Source organism: Streptomyces mirabilis (assembly GCF_018310535.1).
GTDB lineage: Bacteria > Actinomycetota > Actinomycetes > Streptomycetales > Streptomycetaceae > Streptomyces.
In genome coordinates this window covers 7,502,478-7,519,044 of sequence record NZ_CP074102.1, presented here as the reverse complement: position 1 = coordinate 7,519,044, position 16,567 = coordinate 7,502,478, and the positions used below count along the sequence as shown (strand labels likewise).

Below are 16,567 nucleotides of genomic sequence, written 5' to 3'. Positions count from 1 at the left end.
ATGGAGAGCGCAATGTCGGAGACGAGCACGCAGCCCGGGACGACGCGGCCCGCCGCCTACACCCCGACCGACCGCACCGTCCCCACCCGTTCCAAGGAGCGTGCCGCCTACGACCACGAGCTGGTCCACGCGATACTCGACGAGGGGTACGTCTGCCACCTCGGCTTCGTCCGAGACGGCGCCCCGGTCGTGCTCCCCACCCTCTACGGGCGGGTCGGCGAGCGCCTCTACGTACACGGCTCGACGGGTTCGCGCCCACTGCGGATGACCGGTCAGGCCGACCCCGGACTGCCCGTCTGCCTGACCGTGACCCATGTCGACGGTCTGGTCCTGGCCCGCTCCGCCTTCCACCACTCGATGAACTACCGCTCCGTGGTGGTGCACGGCATCGCCCACCAGGTGACGGACCCGGACGAGAAGCGGGAGGCCCTGGACGCGCTGGTCGACCAGGTCGTCCCGGGCCGTTCGTACGACTCGCGCCCTGCCAACGCCAAGGAGCTCGCCGCCACCGCCGTGATCCGCCTCGACCTGAACGAGGTCTCCGCGAAGCTGCGCACCGGCGGCCCGAACGACGACGCGGAGGATCTCGCCCTCCCCCACTGGACCGGGGTCGTCCCCCTCACCAAGGGACACGGCACCCCGATCCCCGCCGACGACCTGGCCCCCGGCATCGAGCTCCCCGACTACCTCGCGACCCTGTGACGCCGAGGCTGCCGAGGCACCGTGCGGGATCCCCCCGGTGCCTCGGCCTCATGCCTCATACCTGCCTCATGCCTCAGACGAGCGCCCGTTCCTCCTCGGGCACCCTCCGGGTGTCGCCCCGAATGCCCCGCGTCTCGGCCACCGCGAGCCCCGCGACCGAACCCAGCATCAACAGGGTGCCCGCGAGCGTCGTCATGGTCAGTCGTTCGCCGAGCAGACCGACGGCCAGCACGGCCGCGCTCACCGGCTCCAGGAGCATGATCACGGAGACGGTCGCGGACCGGACCACGGCGGCGCCCGCGAAGAACAGAGCGTAGGCCAGCGCCGTGGGGACGGCGGCGATATAGACCAGCAGGGCCAGTACGTGGGCCGGTTGGGCGGTGTGCGGGACCAGTCCCTCGGCCAGGCCCAGCGGCAGCAGGCAGACGGTGGTGACGGCGAACGTCCACACCGTCGTACCGGAGCCGTCGACGCGGCCGTCGCGTCCCCACCACCGGGTGAGCAGCGTCATCGTGGAGTATCCGGCCGCGGACACGACCGCGAGCACCACACCCCAGGGCCGCACCGTGGCACCTCCGGCGCCCAGCGCGAGCACCCCGAGCCCGCCGAGTGCCCCGGCCACTGCGGCGCTCCCCCCGCGCCCGAGCCGCTCCCCCAGGGTCAGTCGCGCGCCGAGGGCGATGAGCACGGGCCCGGCGCCCAGGGTGACGACGGTCGCCACCGCGAGTCCGGTGGCCTCGACGGCGGCGAAGTAGGCGGTCTGGAAGACGGCGAGCCCAAGGCCCGTGACACCGATCCGCAGGGCCTTGCGGCCGAGCGGCTCCCCGGCGGCCGGCGCGACCCGTCGGCGCCACCGCCGATGCCGCGGCAGCCGCACGGCGAGCAGCAGCACGAGTCCGCCCGCGCAGCGCCAGAAGGAGAGGGCGATCGGCCCCATGTCACTGGCCCGGTAGACCAGTGACGCGGCCGCGCCCGCGGTGCCCCAGGCGGCACCGGCGACGATCAGATAGAGGAGGCCTCGCCCGAGGGGCAGGCCGGAAGCAGCATGCGACACGTGTTTCTCTCCGCGGATACGCGCGGCCGCGCACAAGGCAGCCGCGCTGAAGTTCGGGAAGGACCACGTCGCAGCCCGTGCCCAGCGGGCAGGGGCGTACGGGAAGGTCCTCGGACTTCTTCTGCGGGCAGCGCGGTGCCACCCGGCATCAGGCCGGGTGGGAACTCCGGAGGGCCCGCCTCAGGCGGCCGGAGGCGGCAGAACGAGCGTCGAAGGCATGGTCAGCACCTTAGACGGCGGTCCCGTGGACCGACAACTCCCTCTCGGCGTCGCTCCCGCCGCTCGCGACCGGCCCGTCCGAGGGCTTCGCGGGCGCCGACGACTGTGCGATGAACGCGCCGACCAGCACCACCGCACCGCCGAGGATCTGCGGCGCCGAGAGATGCTCACCGAGCAGGACCCAGGCGAGCACGGTCGCGATGACCGCCTCCAGGCAGGCCACGACGCCCGCGACCTGCGGGGAGAGCCTGCGCACGGAGAGCACTCCGGTGACGTAGGCGACGACGGTCGCGATCAGCACGATCCAGCCGAGCAGCAGGGAGGCGGCGACGGACGTGCCGTTCATGTCCGCGCTGCCCCCGAGCACCGACCAGTCCATGGTCCAGGGACGTGCGACGACCGTCAGCACGAGGGTGCCGACGAGCAGGCCGTACGCGATGACGCCGAGCGGGTCCGGTGCCTCCTCACCCGCGTCGCTGCCCTGGTCGGACAGGACGAAGTAGCTGACCTGGCAGCAGGCGGCGCCCAGCGCGAGCAGCAGCCCGACGGCGTCGAAGCTCAGCCCGGACCACACCTGGACGACACAGGCGAGCCCGCCGACCGCGAGGACGACCCCGAGCGCCGCGGCGCGCGTCACGGGCCGGCGCTGCACGAACCGCACCCAGCCGAGCACGAGCGCCGGCGCGAGGTACTCGACGAGCAGTGCGACACCGACGGGGATACGGGAGATCGCGGCGAAGTAACAGGCCTGGACGCCCGCCACGGCGAGCAGTCCGAACCCGACGAGCAGCGCGGGGCGCCGCCGTACGAGAGCGCGGTGACGCACGGCCAGGGGCAGCATCACCAGGGCGGCGCCCGCGACCCGCAGCCACACCACGTGGAGCGGGTCGAGCCCCGCCTCGATCAGCGGCTTCGCCGCGACACCCGATCCGCCGAAGGCGACCGCCGACGCGAGCGCGAGGCCGAGCCCGACGCCCTTCCCACGGTTGCCCTGACTGCCCTGAGAGGTATGCACCGGCACATGATGACAGGCGACGACATGAGCGTCACCCTCAATGACACCTGTCTCAACGATTGGACTGGCAGCCCTGGTCGCCACCGCCGACGTACGTCTCGAAGTCGGGGCGGAACTCGCACGCGAACTCGTCCTCGATGTCGAAGGCGTTCTCGATGCGCAGAAGCAGCGACTGGACGTCCACACCGGCCCGTCGCAGGACCTCGACGGCCCGCGACTGCGGATCGGTGACGATCGCGGCGAGCAGATCGAGACAGCGGGCCCGCTCGTCACCGCGCAGTTCGGCACGCTCGCACGCGCTCTCCATGGCGCCGGCCGCCACCGGCGACCAGCCCGCCTCGGCCACGACCGGTGCCCAGCCCGCGTCGGCGACGACCGGAACCGCCCCCGAGTCCTCGACGCCGCTCTGCCAGCGCAGTCCGTAGCCGATGCTGCGCTGCACGAGATAGCCGAGCAGCCGGGCGACCTGCGGGGCGCCGTCGAAGACGGCGCGCACCTGGGGGTCGGCCTCCAGCAGTGAGTGCAGCAGATGGGCGGTGTCGATCTGCCGGTCGCCGTCCCGCAGCGCCCGCCTGCGCGCGCCGGAGACCACCGACGCCAGCTCGGCGGCGAGCCTGGCATCGAGTTCCGTGCGGTGGGAGCCGCTCTCGGCGGCCGGTTGCTGGGGGATACGCGGTGGCACAACCCCTACCCCATCAGTCCCGGCGACCCGGGTCATCCTCGGTGGGCAGCATCTTCACGTCCCACACAGGGTGGGCTTCCACGGGTACGTTCTCCTCCTCACGGATGACTTCGCACCGTTTCCGCCTCAGGGCGCGCGCCGCCTTGCCTCACACCCCGTGCGCAACCGTGCCGCTTCGGCTCTCGTCCCTCAGCGGCATGGAGAGCGGGTGCCGCGGCCCTCCCCGCGGTCGAAGGCAGGCAGTACGCGTACCGCGTGTACGCCCCCGAGGACGCGCCGCTCGCCGACCTGTTCCGGGAAGCGTGGACTGCCACGACGAGGGGCCCTTCCCGCGCGCATGGGACCTGTTCGACGCGGCGGTGATACGTCGGGTGGGCCGACTTCACAATTCCTGACGGTTCATCAGTATTGAATGTTCCGAGGGCTGCGGCTACGTTCCGCGACACCGTAGCTGCGCCGGGCGCAGCGCCTGACACAAAGGGGTGGTCGCATGGCCGAAGTCAGCGCGGAAGCACGCATCGAGGCGCCTGCCGAGAAGGTCTGGGCGCAGCTCACGGACTTCTCCTCGTACGGCGAGTGGAACTCGACCCACACCAACTTCCCCAAGGGCGGCCCCGCCTCACTCGAGGTCGGCGGCACCTTCCAGGAGAACATGAAGCTCATGGGCTTCCCGGCCGAGGTCGAGTGGACCATCGAGGAACTGGAGCCCGTCCGCACCCTGGCCATCCGCGGCAAGGGTCCGATGGCGGTGACCGTCGCCACCCGCTACACCCTGACCCCCGACGGCGACGCCACCTCGGTGCGGATCGACGGGGAGTTCACCGGCGCGGCCGTCTCGCTGATGGCGGGCAAGCTCAAGGACTCGGCGACGGCCGCCCTCAACGAATCGCTGCGCAAGCTGGCCGGACTGGTGACCTGAGTCCCACACCTGCTCCGAGACCCGCACCCAGCCCCCGTACATCGACAGGCGCCCCGCGGAAACACTTCCACGGGGCGCCGTCAGGTACCACAGCATGCCCGTCAGTCCTCGTCGGCGAGGATCAGGTACAGCTTCTTGCGGGCTTCGTTGATGACCGCCAGCGCCTTGTCGCGCTGGTCCTTGCTGCCGGTCTTCCAGACCTGGCCGAAGGCCTCCATGAGACCGAAGCCGGCCTGCCGGATCTCGTGCAGCGTCTCCCAGTCGACCCCGCGCCCGGCCTCTTCCCACGGCGCCTCGGGACCCGCCTCGGCCGCTGTACGGCCTTCGTCGGTGAGCGAGAACAGCTTCTTGCCACCCTCGGCCGCGCTGGTGATGAGGCCCTCGTCCTCCAGCAGCTGGAGGGTCGGGTAGACCGAACCCGGGCTGGGCTTCCATGCCCCGCCGCTGCGCTCGGCGATCTCCTGGATCATCTCGTAGCCGTGCATGGGCCGGTCCTTGAGAAGGGCCAGGATCGACGCCCGTACGTCACCGCGCCGCGCCCTGCCGCCCGGACCGCCCCGGCCGCCGCGCCGGCCACCCCAGGGGCCCGGCCCGAAGCCGAACCCGGGGCCGCCGGGGCCACCGCCCGGACCACCCGGCCCGAAGGGCCCGAAAGCCCCACGCCGCCCTTCGAAGCGGCCGCGGTCACGCGGACCGGGCCCACCGTGTCGGCCATGTCCTCGTTCGAATCCAAATTCCTGTCCTTGGGGACGCATCGCCATCACTCCATTCACTCGTTGATCGGTCGCGATGCGTCAACGATATATCGGAATAGCTCGTCTGACAAGACCCGCGGATCCGGGCAGGTCAGGGGCCGGACAGCCACAACCGGTCCAGATCCCCGGAATTGGCCTTGTCCCGCGGCCCGCTCGGGCCGCTAGCGTCGGAGCATGCGGATTCGAATCGTCGACGCCTTCACCGACCGTCCCTTCACGGGCAACCCGGCCGGGGTCCTCCTCCTCGACCACGACACCCTCCCCGAGGACAGCCGGCTCCAGAGCATCGCCCTGGAGGTCAACCACGCGGAGACGGCGTTCGCGCACCGCCTCCCCGAGGGCGGCGACGCCGACTGGGCGCTGCGCTGGTTCACCCCTGTCGCCGAGGTCGCGATGTGCGGGCACGCGACCCTCGCCACCGCACATGTCCTGCGCACCACGGGCGCTCACACGGGACCGGTGCGGTTCGCCACGCTCAGCGGCGTGCTCATCGCCACGCCCCACGAGGACGGTTCCCTGACGCTGGACTTCCCCACCGCTCCGCTCACCCCGGTCGAGGTCCCGGACGGCGTCGCCGGGGCCCTGGGCGCCGAACCGCTCACGACCTTCGACACCGGCCCGAACACCGGCGACCTGCTGATCGAGGTCGCCGACGAGAAGACGGTCCGGGGACTCACCCCCGACCACAGGGCCCTCGCCCGGTACTCCAAGCGCGGCATCATCGCGACCGCCCGCGCCGAAGACCCCTCCCAGGGCTACGACTTCGTCTCGCGCTGCTTCTTCCCGAACATCGGCATCGACGAGGACCCGGTCACCGGCAGCGCCCACACCGCCCTCGCGCCCTACTGGTCCGAGCGCCTCGGCCGCCCCGGCCTCACCGGCCTGCAGGCCTCCCCGCGCTCCGGCCTCGTCCGCACCGAGCTGCGCGGCGACCGTACGCTCCTCACGGGCCACGCGGTCACGGTCATCGAGGGCGAGCTGCTCGCGTAGCGACGCACGAAAGAGACGTACCAAGGCGTACGAGGCGTACGAGGCATACGAAAGAGACGCACGAAAAAGCCGTACAAAAAAAGGGGCGTACGAGACTGTCGTACGCCCCTTTCGGACCCGCTCACCCCGCTGCTCAGGCGGTCGGCAGCCAGCCCACCTTCCCCGCCAGCAGCGCGTATCCCACGAACGCGCCGATGTCGAGCAGCGAGTGCGCCACCACGAGCGGTCCGACCCTGCCCCACCGCCGGTACAGGTAGACGAAGACCACGCCCATCGCCATGTTCCCGATGAAACCGCCGATGCCCTGATAGAGGTGGTAAGAGCCGCGCAGCACCGCGCTCGCCACCAGCGCGGTCCCCGGCGTCCAGCCCAACTGCCCGAGCCGGCGCAGCAGATACCCGACGACGATGACCTCCTCCAGTACGGCGTTCTGCACGGCCGACAGGATCAGTACCGGGTACTTCCACCACACGCCGGGCAGCGCTTCCGGCACCACGGTCAGGTTGGCGCCGAACCCCCGGGCCGCCAGATAGAAGGCGATGCCCGTGCTGCCGATCACCGCCGCGATCGCGGCCCCCCGCCCGAGGTCGGGCCAGGGCCGCGTACGGTCGAATCCGATCACACGCAGTCCCTTGCCCTCCCTCATCAGGAAGTGCGCGACCAGTGCGACCGGGACCAGGGCCGACGCGATGCCGAACAGCTGCCAGGCCAGATCCAGCCAGGGGCGACCCGGCGCGGCCGAGGCGTTGAGGGTGGCCGCCTGATCCTTGAGACCCCCCGGTTTGGTGACCGACCCGACAAAGCTGATCAGCGCGGACACTCCGCTCGCCCCGAGCGACAGGCCGAGGACGAGCAGTGTCTCGTCCCGGAAAATCCGTCGCGTCAGCCGCTCCTCGGGAAAAGAATCGGCCACCGACCCCGCCTCCACCTGCACTCCCGCCTCCAGTTGAGTAATCCCGCCTCATCCCCATCTTCGCCCCGCTAGGGTCTCGAAAGAAGTTGCGAAGATCGTGTGCGACAGGCCGTCGGGGGGACGGACGCCGTACGGGCGTACCTCCCCCTCGCCTTCTGCCTCACGGCTGTTTCTACGGCTTTCTCGCGACTCCGGCTCATTCAGGGAGGGCACCACCGTCATGGGACGTCACAGCTTGCCCGATGCGTACGGGGCGGGCGCGGCCGACCCCCGTCCACGCGCACGCCGCCGTACGGTGGCCATCGCGACGGTGCTGGTTCTCACGGTCGCCGCGGGCACGGCGGTCGCGGTCCGTGGTGGTCTGCTCTCCTTCGGCTCGTCCTGCCGGGACAACGCCATACCCCTCAAGATCACCGCGTCCCCGGACATGGCGCCCGCCCTCAGGGCCGTCGCCGAACACGCGCGCGACCACAACATCACTTCCGACGGCCACTGCATCGCCGTCACCGTGACGGCCCGCGAGTCGTACAAGGTCGCCGACGCGCTGAGGTCGGGCAACAAGTCCGACGTCCAGGCGTGGGTGCCGGACTCCGCCCTGTGGGTGAGCCGGGTCACCGGTGAGAGCAACGCGACGCGGGTGACCGCGGCGGGCAGCGTCGCCTCCTCTCCGGTCGGCGTCGCGATGGTCCCGTCGGCCGCGAAGTCGCTGGGGTGGCCCGGGAAGACGTACACCTGGACCGAGTTGGCGGGCGCCTCGATGCAGGACGACCGGCTGAGGCTCGGTGCGGCCGACCCGGTGCACAGCGCGGCCGGCCTGCTCGCGCTGACCCAGCTCGGCACCGCCGCTGCCACCATCAAGGGAGGGGACGCCCAGGCGGCGGCCATGGCGAAGACACTCTCCCAGCGCACGTCCGACAGCGACAGCCAGGTCCTGGGCACCCTCCCGCACGACTCCTCCGGCTCCGAGCAGGGCAACCCGAACCGCAACCAGGCGCTGATCCTCTCCGAGCAGTCGGCGTTCGCGTACAACTCCTCGGCCGACAGAGGCGCCGGACTCGACCTCTTCTACCCCAAGGACGGATCACCGCGGCTCGACTACCCCTTCACCCTGGTCGACGAGTCACGGCTGAACACCGACACGAGCCGTGCCGCGCTTCGGTTCATGACGCTGCTCGGCGAGTCGGACGGGCGGCGGATCCTGGAGCGGTACGGGTTCCGCACGGACGACGAGAAGGTCTCGCCCGCGCTGGTCACTAAGGCCGGCGGCCGCGCCCCGCAGCCGTTCGCTCGCGCCCCGCTCGACCCCGCACCGGCGAAGGCGGTCGACGAGGCACTCGGCACGTGGACGATCACGGTGCAGAGCGCCCGGATCACCACGGTCGTCGACGCCTCCGCGTCCATGGCGCAGCCGGTGCCGGGCACCGGCCAGTCCCGTATGGACGTCACCAGGGCGTCCCTGCTGCAGGCCCTCGCGACCTTCACCTCGGAGGACGAGATCGGGCTGTGGAAGTTCTCCACCCGCCTGGACGGCGACCGCGACTACCGGGTGCTGGTGCCCACGGAACGCCTGGGCGACCACAAGGGCAACGGCACCCAGCGGGACAGGCTGTCGGCGGCGTTCAGCTCCCTGACTCCCGTCCCGAACGGCGCGACGGGCCTGTACGACACCACGCTCGCCGCGTACAAGGCGGCCACCTCCTCCTATGTCAAGGGGAAGTTCAACGCGCTGGTGCTGCTGACCGACGGCGTCAACCAGGACCCGGGAAGCATCTCGCGCTCCGCCCTCGTCACCCAACTGCAGAAGCTCACCGACCCGCGGCGCCCGGTGCCGCTCATCGCGATCGCCGTGGGCCCGGACGCCGACAAGGCAGAGGTCCAGGAGATCGCCAAGGCGACCGGCGGCTCCGGCCAGCAGGTCAACGACCCCACGCAGATCCACTCGGTGATCCTCAAGGCGATCGTTGCAGCGGGCAGCCAGAGCCAAGGCTGACACCCCCCAAATAACCACCACCACAGCCCGCCCGGGGCAGCAACGCAGGCCACCCTGCCCGGGGCGCAGCGCCACACCCCGCCGGACCCGGCGCACCGGCGCGGGCGGCCCCCACCCGGGTCACCACCACAGACCACCCTGCCCAGGGACACTCCCGCGGGCCATCCCGGTCCAGGAATTCCCACACAGGCCATCCGCCCCATCCACACCCACTACAGGCAGCCTGCCCCGGGGACACCGGCTCGGGGAACTCATCCCCCTCACCCCCACTACGACCAGCCCGCCCCGATCAGCCCAGCGGTACCCGCTCCGGCAGTCCCACCGGCCAGGTGTGCACGGGCTCACCGAGGTGCATCAACTCGCCGTAGCGCCGGGTGGTCGCGGCCAGCGCGGCATTCCTCCCGAGACCCTTCTCCAGCGCCTGGTGGAACGTGGCCGCCTGCCAGGTCGCCCCGTTGGCCCGCAACCGGCACCGGTCCTCGATCACCCCCAGGTAATAGTCCCGGTCGGCCGGCTCGACGCCCCACGCGTCCAGCCCCGCCGCGGCGAGCGGCAGCAGTTCGTCACGGACCAGGTGCACGGCCTCGACCTGCGCGGTGGTACCCCCGTACCGTCCCCGCCGCGGCCACTCCAGACGCGCGTCGATGCCATGGCGGCAGGCCGCGTCGAAGTTGGCCGCCGCGGACTCGAACGACAGCCGTGTCCACACGGGCCGCGCCTCCTCGGCGAGCGCACGCACGACCCCGTAGTAGAACGCCGCGTTGGCGACGACATCGGTGACGGTGGGACCGGCAGGCAGCACCCGGTTCTCGACGCGCAGGTGCGGGACTCCGTCGGCGACGTCGTACACGGGCCGGTTCCAGCGGTAGACCGTGCCGTTGTGCAGCACGAGTTCGGCGAGCCTGGGAATGCCTCCGGCGTCGAGGACCGCGAGCGGGTCCTCCTCGTCGCTGATGGGCAGCAGAGGCGGGAAGAAGCGCAGGTTCTCCTCGAAGAGGTCGTACGCCGAGGAGATCCACCGCTCGCCGAACCAGGTGCGCGGACGCACCCCCTGCGCCTGGAGCTCGGGCGGCCGGGTGTCGGTGGACTGCTGGAACAACGGCGGGCGCGACTCACGCCACAGCTCACGGCCGAACAGGAAGGGCGAGTTGGCACCGATCGCGACCTGCACGGCGGCAACGGCCTGCGCCGCGTTCCACACGTCCGCGAAGCGGGCCGGAGTGACCTGGAGATGCAACTGCACGGAGGTGCAGGCGGCCTCGGGCGCGATGGACTTCGACGTACAGACGAGGCGCTCCACCCCGTCGATGTCGAGCACGAAGTCCTCGCCGCGGGCGGCCACGATCTGATCGTTGAGCAGGGTGTAGCGATCGACGTCCGACAGGTTCGAGGAGACCAGGTCGTCACGGTCGAGGGTCGGCAGAATCCCGATCATCATGATTCCCGCGTCGAGTTCGCCGGCCTTTCGATGGGCATATGCGAGCGAGGTGTGCAGCTCCTCGGCGAGCCGGTCGAATACCCGGCCGTCCAATCGATGTGGGGCTATGTTGACTTCCAGGTTGAACATGGCAAGTTCTGTTTGAAAGTCTCGGCTCGCAATCCTTTCGAGTACTTGCGCATTCATCATCCTGGGCATGCCGTCGGGCCCGGCGAGATTCAGTTCGATCTCCAGCCCCATGAGATTCTTCGGGCGATCGAACCGCTTCTCCTCCAGCAGTCGCGCCAGCCCCGCCAGACACTGCCGGAGCTTGCCTCGGTAGTGTCGGCGATCGGACAGGTCGTACGACCCTGCCACGACCTTCTCTCCCATCGAAGCGTCCCTCCTCGAATGGGCAGACCGATCCTCCGGCCCCTGCCGTCCCGGAGGATGATGCCCAGGCAACACGATCGATAACGCCCTGTACGGCCTCGTCGACCGATACCCTGGTACCCGTTGTCCGGAGGCACATTCACGGGGCATGAACCAGGGCGCGGTTTCAGCCTGACACGATCTCGTGAAAAACGCCGACGAGAATCGGCCGACCGCTCCGACAAAGCAATCCGAGGTCACCGGCGGGGCCCGACACGGAATCGGGATGAACCTCTCGTTTCATCGACCGAATATCGCCTTGCTCTTCATATTCAGGACAGCTAGATGAAACACCATCTGAACACGTGTCGTATAAACTCCGCAAACGAGGCGGAGAGTTGGCGCTCGCGGTCCTAGGTCCTGTCGTCGAGGTGACGTGCGGCAGGCGACATCCTGTCGGCAGATCCAGCCCCCTCGCCCCTCCGACCCCGAGAGCTGACAGCGCCGTCCGCCCCCGCCCTCGCGCCACTGTGCCTGTCGAATGAGAGGCGACCCACCATGCCGCTGCATGTCCCCCCGGCTCCCTCGCCCGCCCTGCGCACCGTCCTCACGGCACTCGGTTCCCCCACCGCAGTCCGCGAGGCCCGCACCCCGTCCCTACGCATGGCCCAGGGACCCGTCACCCCCGAACTCCCGTTGCCCGTACACGTTCTGGACCGCATCACACCGGCCGGCGCCTCCACCACCCGGCTCGCCGGATGGCGCTTCCTGATCCGCTGCGGCGAGCGGTCGGTGGCCGCGGCCGACACCATGCTCACTCCCGACGGCTGGGCCTTCTCGCACTTCTTCGAAGGCCCCTACATCGCCTCCACCGAGCGCGCCCTGCGTCACGCCGAGAACATGGGCCAGCCGTACCAGCCGCGGCTGTTGTCCGTTCCCGAGCTCTACATGCTCACCCTCTGGCTGCACGGCGACTGCGCCGCGGACGGCGCCACCGGGCACCCGGCCGCCACCGATCTCCTGGTGCCGCTGGCGCCCGCGCCGCCCGGTATCGCCCCGCATCGCCCGCACCGCGTCGCCGAACTCCTCCCGGTCCTCACGCACCGGCTCACCCCCGCCCCACTGCTCAGCTCGCCCGCGTAATCACCCACCCGGAGAAGCACACCGACCGCATCGCCCCGTGCCCCGCCACCGCTGTCCCGGTCGCGGGGCACGTTGCCGACCGAACCCGTCCGCTCGTTCGGGCCCCACAGCGCTCGTACGAGGGAGAACGCCCCTCCGCCCCGACCGGACTAGCCCCATCCGGCCACCACGAACCCCCCGAAGGGACCGTGCAGTTGGACTGAACCGTCCGCACGGGTGAGGCGTCTCCAACCTGTGAGGAGCGCTGCTGCGAAATCCCTGCGGATTGACGCCCGTAGGGCAACACTGGGTTCCAAACACACACCACCGGGGGGCGGCCATGAGCACTTCAAGCCGCGGGAAAGACACCACAGCCACCACTCATCTCTCATCCCAGCGAAAGATCCCATCCATGTGCCAGCACCAGCCACCGTGTCCGACAGCCGAATCAGCCGACCGGGAGTCCGCCCGCCTCGTGGCGCACCACCCGGAGCAGGGATGGAGCCTGCTGTGCAACGGCGTTCTGCTCTTCGAGGACACCGGTGAGCTCCTGCCCGACGGCCAGATCATCGCCCCGCACCGCCCCCAGGGCAGCGAGCACGTGATGACGGCCGCCTGAGCCGCACAACCGGGTGACGGTGACCGCCACCCGGACATGGAGAGGGGCCGGCCCGGAGACGTGATCTCCGAACCGGCCCCGACGCGTATCCGAGGGTGACTACGCTTCGTAAGCGTCCAGCGGCGGGCAGGAACAGACCAGGTTCCGGTCGCCGTACGCCTGGTCGATGCGGCGCACCGGCGGCCAGTACTTGTCCGCGGCCGAGACACCGGCCGGGAAGACGGCCTCCTCGCGGGTGTACGCGTGCTCCCACTCGCCGCCGAGTGCGGCGGCGGTGTGCGGCGCGTTCCGCAGAGGGTTGTCCTCGGCCGCCCAGACGCCCGAGCCGACCTTGTCGATCTCCGCACGAATGGCGATCATCGCCTCGCAGAACCGGTCGAGCTCGATCAGGTCCTCGGACTCGGTGGGCTCGATCATCAGCGTGCCGGCCACCGGGAAGGACATCGTCGGCGCGTGGAAGCCATAGTCGATGAGCCGCTTGGCGATGTCGTCGACGCTGACGCCGGTCGCCTTGGTCAGCGGACGCAGATCGATGATGCACTCGTGCGCGACCAGCCCGCCGGGGCCGGTGTAGAGCACCGGGAAGTGCGGCTCCAGGCGCTTGGCGATGTAGTTCGCGGACAGCACCGCCACCTGCGTGGCCCGCTTGAGGCCCTCACCGCCCATGAGACGGACGTACGCCCAGGAGATCGGCAGAATGCCCGCCGAGCCCCAGGGAGCGGCCGAGATCGGTCCCACGCCGGTCTCGGGACCGGCCGCGGGCTGCAGCGGGTGGTTCGGCAGGTACGGCGCCAGGTGCGCGCGTACGCCGACCGGGCCCACGCCCGGACCGCCACCGCCGTGCGGGATGCAGAACGTCTTGTGCAGGTTCAGGTGGGAGACGTCACCGCCGAAGTGGCCCGGCTTGGCGAGGCCCACCAGCGCGTTGAGGTTGGCACCGTCGACGTACACCTGCCCGCCCGCCTCGTGCACCTGCGCGCAGATGTCGGCGACGTGCTCCTCGAACACACCGTGCGTCGAGGGGTACGTGATCATCAGCACGGACAGCTCGTCGCGGTACTGCTCGATCTTCGCGCGCAGGTCCTCGACGTCGATCTCGCCGTCCTCGGCGGTCTTCACGACGACGACCTTCATGCCGGCCATCACGGCGCTCGCGGCGTTCGTGCCGTGCGCGGAGGACGGGATCAGGCAGACCGTGCGCTGGTCATCGCCGTTGGCCCGGTGGTAGCCGCGTACGGCGAGCAGCCCGGCCAGCTCGCCCTGGGAGCCCGCGTTCGGCTGGAGCGACACCTTGTCGTACCCCGTGACCTCGGCGAGCCGCTCCTCCAGCTCCTGGATGAGGGTGAGATAGCCCTGCGCCTGCTCGGCGGGCACGAAGGGGTGCAGCTGGCCGAACTCGGGCCAGGTGACCGGCTCCATCTCGGTGGTCGCGTTGAGCTTCATGGTGCAGGAGCCCAGCGGGATCATGCCGCGGTCGAGCGCGTAGTCACGGTCGGACAGCCTGCGCAGGTAGCGCAGCATCGCGGTCTCGGAGCGGTACTGGTGGAAGACCGCGTGCGTGAGGTAGTCGTCGGTGCGCAGCAGCGCCGCGGGCAGCGTGTCCTCGGCGATGGCATCCAGGGCCTCGATGTCACCGTCGACACCGAACGCGGTCCAGACGGCGCCCACCTGCTTGCGGGCGGTGGTCTCGTCGCAGGCGATCGACACGTGGTCGGCGTCGACGAGATGGAGGTTGACGCCTCCGCTGCGCGCGCCCGCCACGACCTCGGCGGCCCGGCCCGGCACCCGCGCGGTCAGCGTGTCGAAGTAGGCACCGTGCACGACCTCGACCCCGCCGGCCGTCAGGCCCGCGGCGAGGATCGTGGCGTACCGGTGCGTACGCCGCGCGATGGTCCGCAGGCCCTCGGGACCGTGGTAGACGGCGTACATGCCGGCCATCACCGCGAGCAGCACCTGCGCCGTACAGATGTTGCTGGTCGCCTTCTCGCGGCGGATGTGCTGCTCCCGCGTCTGCAGGGCGAGCCGGTACGCCTTGTGTCCGTCGGCGTCCACGGAGACGCCCACCAGGCGGCCGGGCAGGCTGCGCGCGAACTTCTCTCGCACCGCCATGTATCCGGCGTGCGGACCGCCGAAGCCCATCGGCACGCCGAAGCGCTGGGTCGTACCGATCGCGATGTCGGCGCCGAGCTCACCGGGCGAGGTGAGCAGCGTGAGAGCGAGCAGGTCGGCGGCGACCGTGACGACCGCGCCGAGCTCGTGCGCCTGCTCGATGACGGGCTTCAGGTCTCGTACGGCACCGGAGGCGCCCGGGTACTGGATCAGCACGCCGTTGATCTCACGCCCGGCGATCTCGGCCGGGATGCCCTCGCCCAGGTCGGCGACGACGATCTCGACGCCGGTCGGCTCGGCGCGGGTCTCGATGACGGCGACGGTCTGCGGCAGGGTGTCCGCGTCGACCAGGAAGAGGCCCTTCTTGTTCTTGCCCATGCGCCGGGACAGCGCCATCGCCTCGGCGGCGGCGGTGCCCTCGTCGAGCAGCGAGGCGCCGGAGGTGGGCAGCCCGGTCAGCTCGGCGACGACGGTCTGGAAGTTCAGCAGCGCTTCGAGCCGCCCCTGGGAGATCTCCGGCTGGTACGGCGTGTACGCGGTGTACCAGGCCGGGTTCTCCATGACGTTGCGCAGGATCACCGGCGGCGTGAACGTGCCGTAGTAGCCGAGGCCGATCATCGAGTCGAGCACCTGGTTGCGGTCCGTGAGGGAGCGCAGCTCGGCCAGTACCTCGGCCTCGGTGCGCGCGCCCGGCAGCTCCAGCGCCTCGGCGTTCTTGATGACGTCCGGCACAGCGGCGGCCGTCAGCTCGTCGAGCGAGCCGTACCCGACCTGCGCGAGCATCTTGGCCCGCGCCTCGGGGTCGGGCCCGATGTGGCGCTGCTCGAAGGGGATTCCCTGTTCGAGCTCGGAGAGCGGAATGCGATGGGCGGTCATTGCGGAGGCCTCCTGGTCTGACACGACCTTCGAGGGGCACCACGGCGTGGGTACCCCGACGGCCTCCCCCTCTGTCATCTCAACCTGAGAGCTTCACCGGACCGCCCGCTCACTGCGACCCGGCTTTCACCGTCGGTGAGAGCGGAGGCCTTCGACACCCGCCCTGCTTTCCAGAGTGACCTCGTCCGTGCGGTACGTGTGCCTGAGAGATTCCGGGGAGGATTTGCTCCTTCGGCGCCTCCGATGGTGTCTGGAGGACTCTCCCGCACGGGGTCAGCAGCCGCTTGCCAGCCTACCAGCGAGGACAACGCACGAGCTTTCGAGTGGCCACCTTCCCGAATGTGCTCTTTTGTAGTGCTTACGGATGAGTTGCTAGCGAGTGGAGGGACCGTGCAGACCGACATCGATCCGCGCAACCTGATCGGCCGCAAGGCGCTCGACCGCAACGGCGCCAAGATCGGCACGGTCGACGAGGTCTATCTCGACGACGCGACGGGCGTCCCGGAGTGGGCCGCCATACGGACGGGCCTGTTCAGCAGGGACGCCTTCGTCCCCCTGGAGCCCAGCGAAGTCGTCGAGGGCACGCTGCGTGTCCCCTTCGACCGCGCCCTGATCAAGGACGCCCCCGACTTCGGCGTGGGCCGCCACCTCTCCCCCGAACAGGAACTCCAGCTCTACCACCACTACGGCCTGGACGTGACGCCCCCACCTCCACCCCCGGACCGCGACTTCGGCCGCCTGGCAGGCACGGACGAAGGGTGACTTCGCGGTCTGCGCCCCGCTGACGCGCCTCTCCAGGAGCGCGCGGAACTG

At 70.4% G+C, this 16,567-nt stretch carries 14 protein-coding genes and 1 riboswitch; of the genes, 7 read left to right on the top strand and 7 right to left on the bottom strand.

Annotated features, from left to right (window positions below; all coding sequences use genetic code 11):
- Positions 1–12 precede the first annotated feature (12 nt).
- A complete protein-coding gene (locus tag SMIR_RS33220; RefSeq protein ID WP_225900241.1) occupies positions 13–702 on the top strand; it encodes a pyridoxamine 5'-phosphate oxidase family protein in 690 nt (229 codons plus the stop codon).
- A gap of 73 nt (positions 703–775) precedes the next feature.
- Here the strand turns inward: SMIR_RS33220 and SMIR_RS33215 are convergent, their stop codons facing one another.
- The 3 genes from SMIR_RS33215 to SMIR_RS33205 all read right to left on the bottom strand — a co-directional run bounded on the left by SMIR_RS33215 (position 776) and on the right by SMIR_RS33205 (position 3,672).
- Positions 776–1,756: a DMT family transporter gene (locus SMIR_RS33215; RefSeq protein WP_212727732.1), complete on the bottom strand. Its 981-nt coding sequence runs from the start codon at positions 1,754–1,756 to the stop codon at positions 776–778.
- A 229-nt stretch (positions 1,757–1,985) separates the two neighbouring features.
- On the bottom strand, positions 1,986–2,996 hold the full coding sequence (locus SMIR_RS33210; RefSeq protein WP_212727731.1) for an EamA family transporter: 1,011 nt from the start codon (positions 2,994–2,996) through the stop codon (positions 1,986–1,988).
- A 46-nt stretch (positions 2,997–3,042) separates the two neighbouring features.
- Positions 3,043–3,672 (bottom strand): Clp protease N-terminal domain-containing protein, encoded by a 630-nt coding sequence (locus tag SMIR_RS33205; RefSeq protein ID WP_248002853.1) that lies wholly within the window; start codon positions 3,670–3,672, stop codon positions 3,043–3,045.
- A 490-nt stretch (positions 3,673–4,162) separates the two neighbouring features.
- Here SMIR_RS33205 and SMIR_RS33200 point away from each other — a divergent pair, with 490 nt between their 5' ends.
- Complete coding sequence (locus tag SMIR_RS33200; protein ID WP_168489938.1) at positions 4,163–4,591, top strand: type II toxin-antitoxin system Rv0910 family toxin; 429 nt, start codon at positions 4,163–4,165, stop codon at positions 4,589–4,591.
- 101 nt (positions 4,592–4,692) lie between these two features.
- Here the strand turns inward: SMIR_RS33200 and SMIR_RS33195 are convergent, their stop codons facing one another.
- Positions 4,693–5,346, bottom strand: coding sequence for a PadR family transcriptional regulator (locus SMIR_RS33195; protein WP_168489939.1), 654 nt, complete (start codon positions 5,344–5,346; stop codon positions 4,693–4,695).
- A 174-nt stretch (positions 5,347–5,520) separates the two neighbouring features.
- Between SMIR_RS33195 and SMIR_RS33190 the strand changes: the two genes are divergently transcribed.
- Entirely contained in the window at positions 5,521–6,336 is an 816-nt protein-coding gene (locus SMIR_RS33190) for a PhzF family protein (RefSeq protein ID WP_212727730.1), read from the top strand.
- Positions 6,337–6,469: 133 nt separating this feature from the next.
- Here the strand turns inward: SMIR_RS33190 and SMIR_RS33185 are convergent, their stop codons facing one another.
- A complete protein-coding gene (locus SMIR_RS33185) occupies positions 6,470–7,270 on the bottom strand; it encodes a CPBP family intramembrane glutamic endopeptidase (protein WP_168489941.1) in 801 nt (266 codons plus the stop codon).
- Between the two features lie 199 nt (positions 7,271–7,469).
- Between SMIR_RS33185 and SMIR_RS33180 the strand changes: the two genes are divergently transcribed.
- Positions 7,470–9,239, top strand: coding sequence for a substrate-binding and VWA domain-containing protein (locus tag SMIR_RS33180; RefSeq protein WP_168489942.1), 1,770 nt, complete (start codon positions 7,470–7,472; stop codon positions 9,237–9,239).
- Between the two features lie 289 nt (positions 9,240–9,528).
- Here SMIR_RS33180 and SMIR_RS33175 read toward each other — a convergent pair whose 3' ends face one another.
- A complete protein-coding gene (locus tag SMIR_RS33175; protein WP_212727729.1) occupies positions 9,529–11,049 on the bottom strand; it encodes a glutamate-cysteine ligase family protein in 1,521 nt (506 codons plus the stop codon).
- Positions 11,050–11,586: 537 nt separating this feature from the next.
- Here SMIR_RS33175 and SMIR_RS33170 point away from each other — a divergent pair.
- Complete coding sequence (locus tag SMIR_RS33170) at positions 11,587–12,171, top strand: hypothetical protein (RefSeq protein WP_212727728.1); 585 nt, start codon at positions 11,587–11,589, stop codon at positions 12,169–12,171.
- Positions 12,172–12,562: 391 nt separating this feature from the next.
- Positions 12,563–12,769, top strand: a complete 207-nt coding sequence (locus SMIR_RS33165; RefSeq protein WP_054229126.1) for a DUF5999 family protein — start codon at positions 12,563–12,565, stop codon at positions 12,767–12,769.
- A gap of 99 nt (positions 12,770–12,868) precedes the next feature.
- On the opposite strand, the gene gcvP is transcribed toward SMIR_RS33165, so the two are convergent.
- Entirely contained in the window at positions 12,869–15,754 is a 2,886-nt protein-coding gene (gene gcvP, locus SMIR_RS33160; RefSeq protein WP_212727727.1) for an aminomethyl-transferring glycine dehydrogenase, read from the bottom strand.
- A 180-nt stretch (positions 15,755–15,934) separates the two neighbouring features.
- Positions 15,935–16,030, bottom strand: a riboswitch (glycine riboswitch).
- A 114-nt stretch (positions 16,031–16,144) separates the two neighbouring features.
- Between gcvP and SMIR_RS33155 the strand changes: the two genes are divergently transcribed.
- Positions 16,145–16,516 (top strand): PRC-barrel domain-containing protein, encoded by a 372-nt coding sequence (locus SMIR_RS33155; protein WP_054229128.1) that lies wholly within the window; start codon positions 16,145–16,147, stop codon positions 16,514–16,516.
- Positions 16,517–16,567: the final 51 nt, after the last annotated feature.

What these genes read in the sequence shown, in the direction of transcription:
- SMIR_RS33220 (WP_225900241.1), top strand. Translation starts at nt 13, where the DNA reads ATGTCGGAGACGAGCACGCAGCCCGGGACGACGCGGCCCGCCGCCTAC.
- SMIR_RS33200 (WP_168489938.1), top strand. Translation starts at nt 4,163, where the DNA reads ATGGCCGAAGTCAGCGCGGAAGCACGCATCGAGGCGCCTGCCGAGAAG.
- SMIR_RS33195 (WP_168489939.1), bottom strand. Translation starts at nt 5,346, where the DNA reads ATGCGTCCCCAAGGACAGGAATTTGGATTCGAACGAGGACATGGCCGA.
- SMIR_RS33190 (WP_212727730.1), top strand. Translation starts at nt 5,521, where the DNA reads ATGCGGATTCGAATCGTCGACGCCTTCACCGACCGTCCCTTCACGGGC.
- SMIR_RS33180 (WP_168489942.1), top strand. Translation starts at nt 7,470, where the DNA reads ATGGGACGTCACAGCTTGCCCGATGCGTACGGGGCGGGCGCGGCCGAC.
- SMIR_RS33175 (WP_212727729.1), bottom strand. Translation starts at nt 11,049, where the DNA reads ATGGGAGAGAAGGTCGTGGCAGGGTCGTACGACCTGTCCGATCGCCGA.
- SMIR_RS33170 (WP_212727728.1), top strand. Translation starts at nt 11,587, where the DNA reads ATGCCGCTGCATGTCCCCCCGGCTCCCTCGCCCGCCCTGCGCACCGTC.
- SMIR_RS33165 (WP_054229126.1), top strand. Translation starts at nt 12,563, where the DNA reads ATGTGCCAGCACCAGCCACCGTGTCCGACAGCCGAATCAGCCGACCGG.
- gcvP (WP_212727727.1), bottom strand. Translation starts at nt 15,754, where the DNA reads ATGACCGCCCATCGCATTCCGCTCTCCGAGCTCGAACAGGGAATCCCC.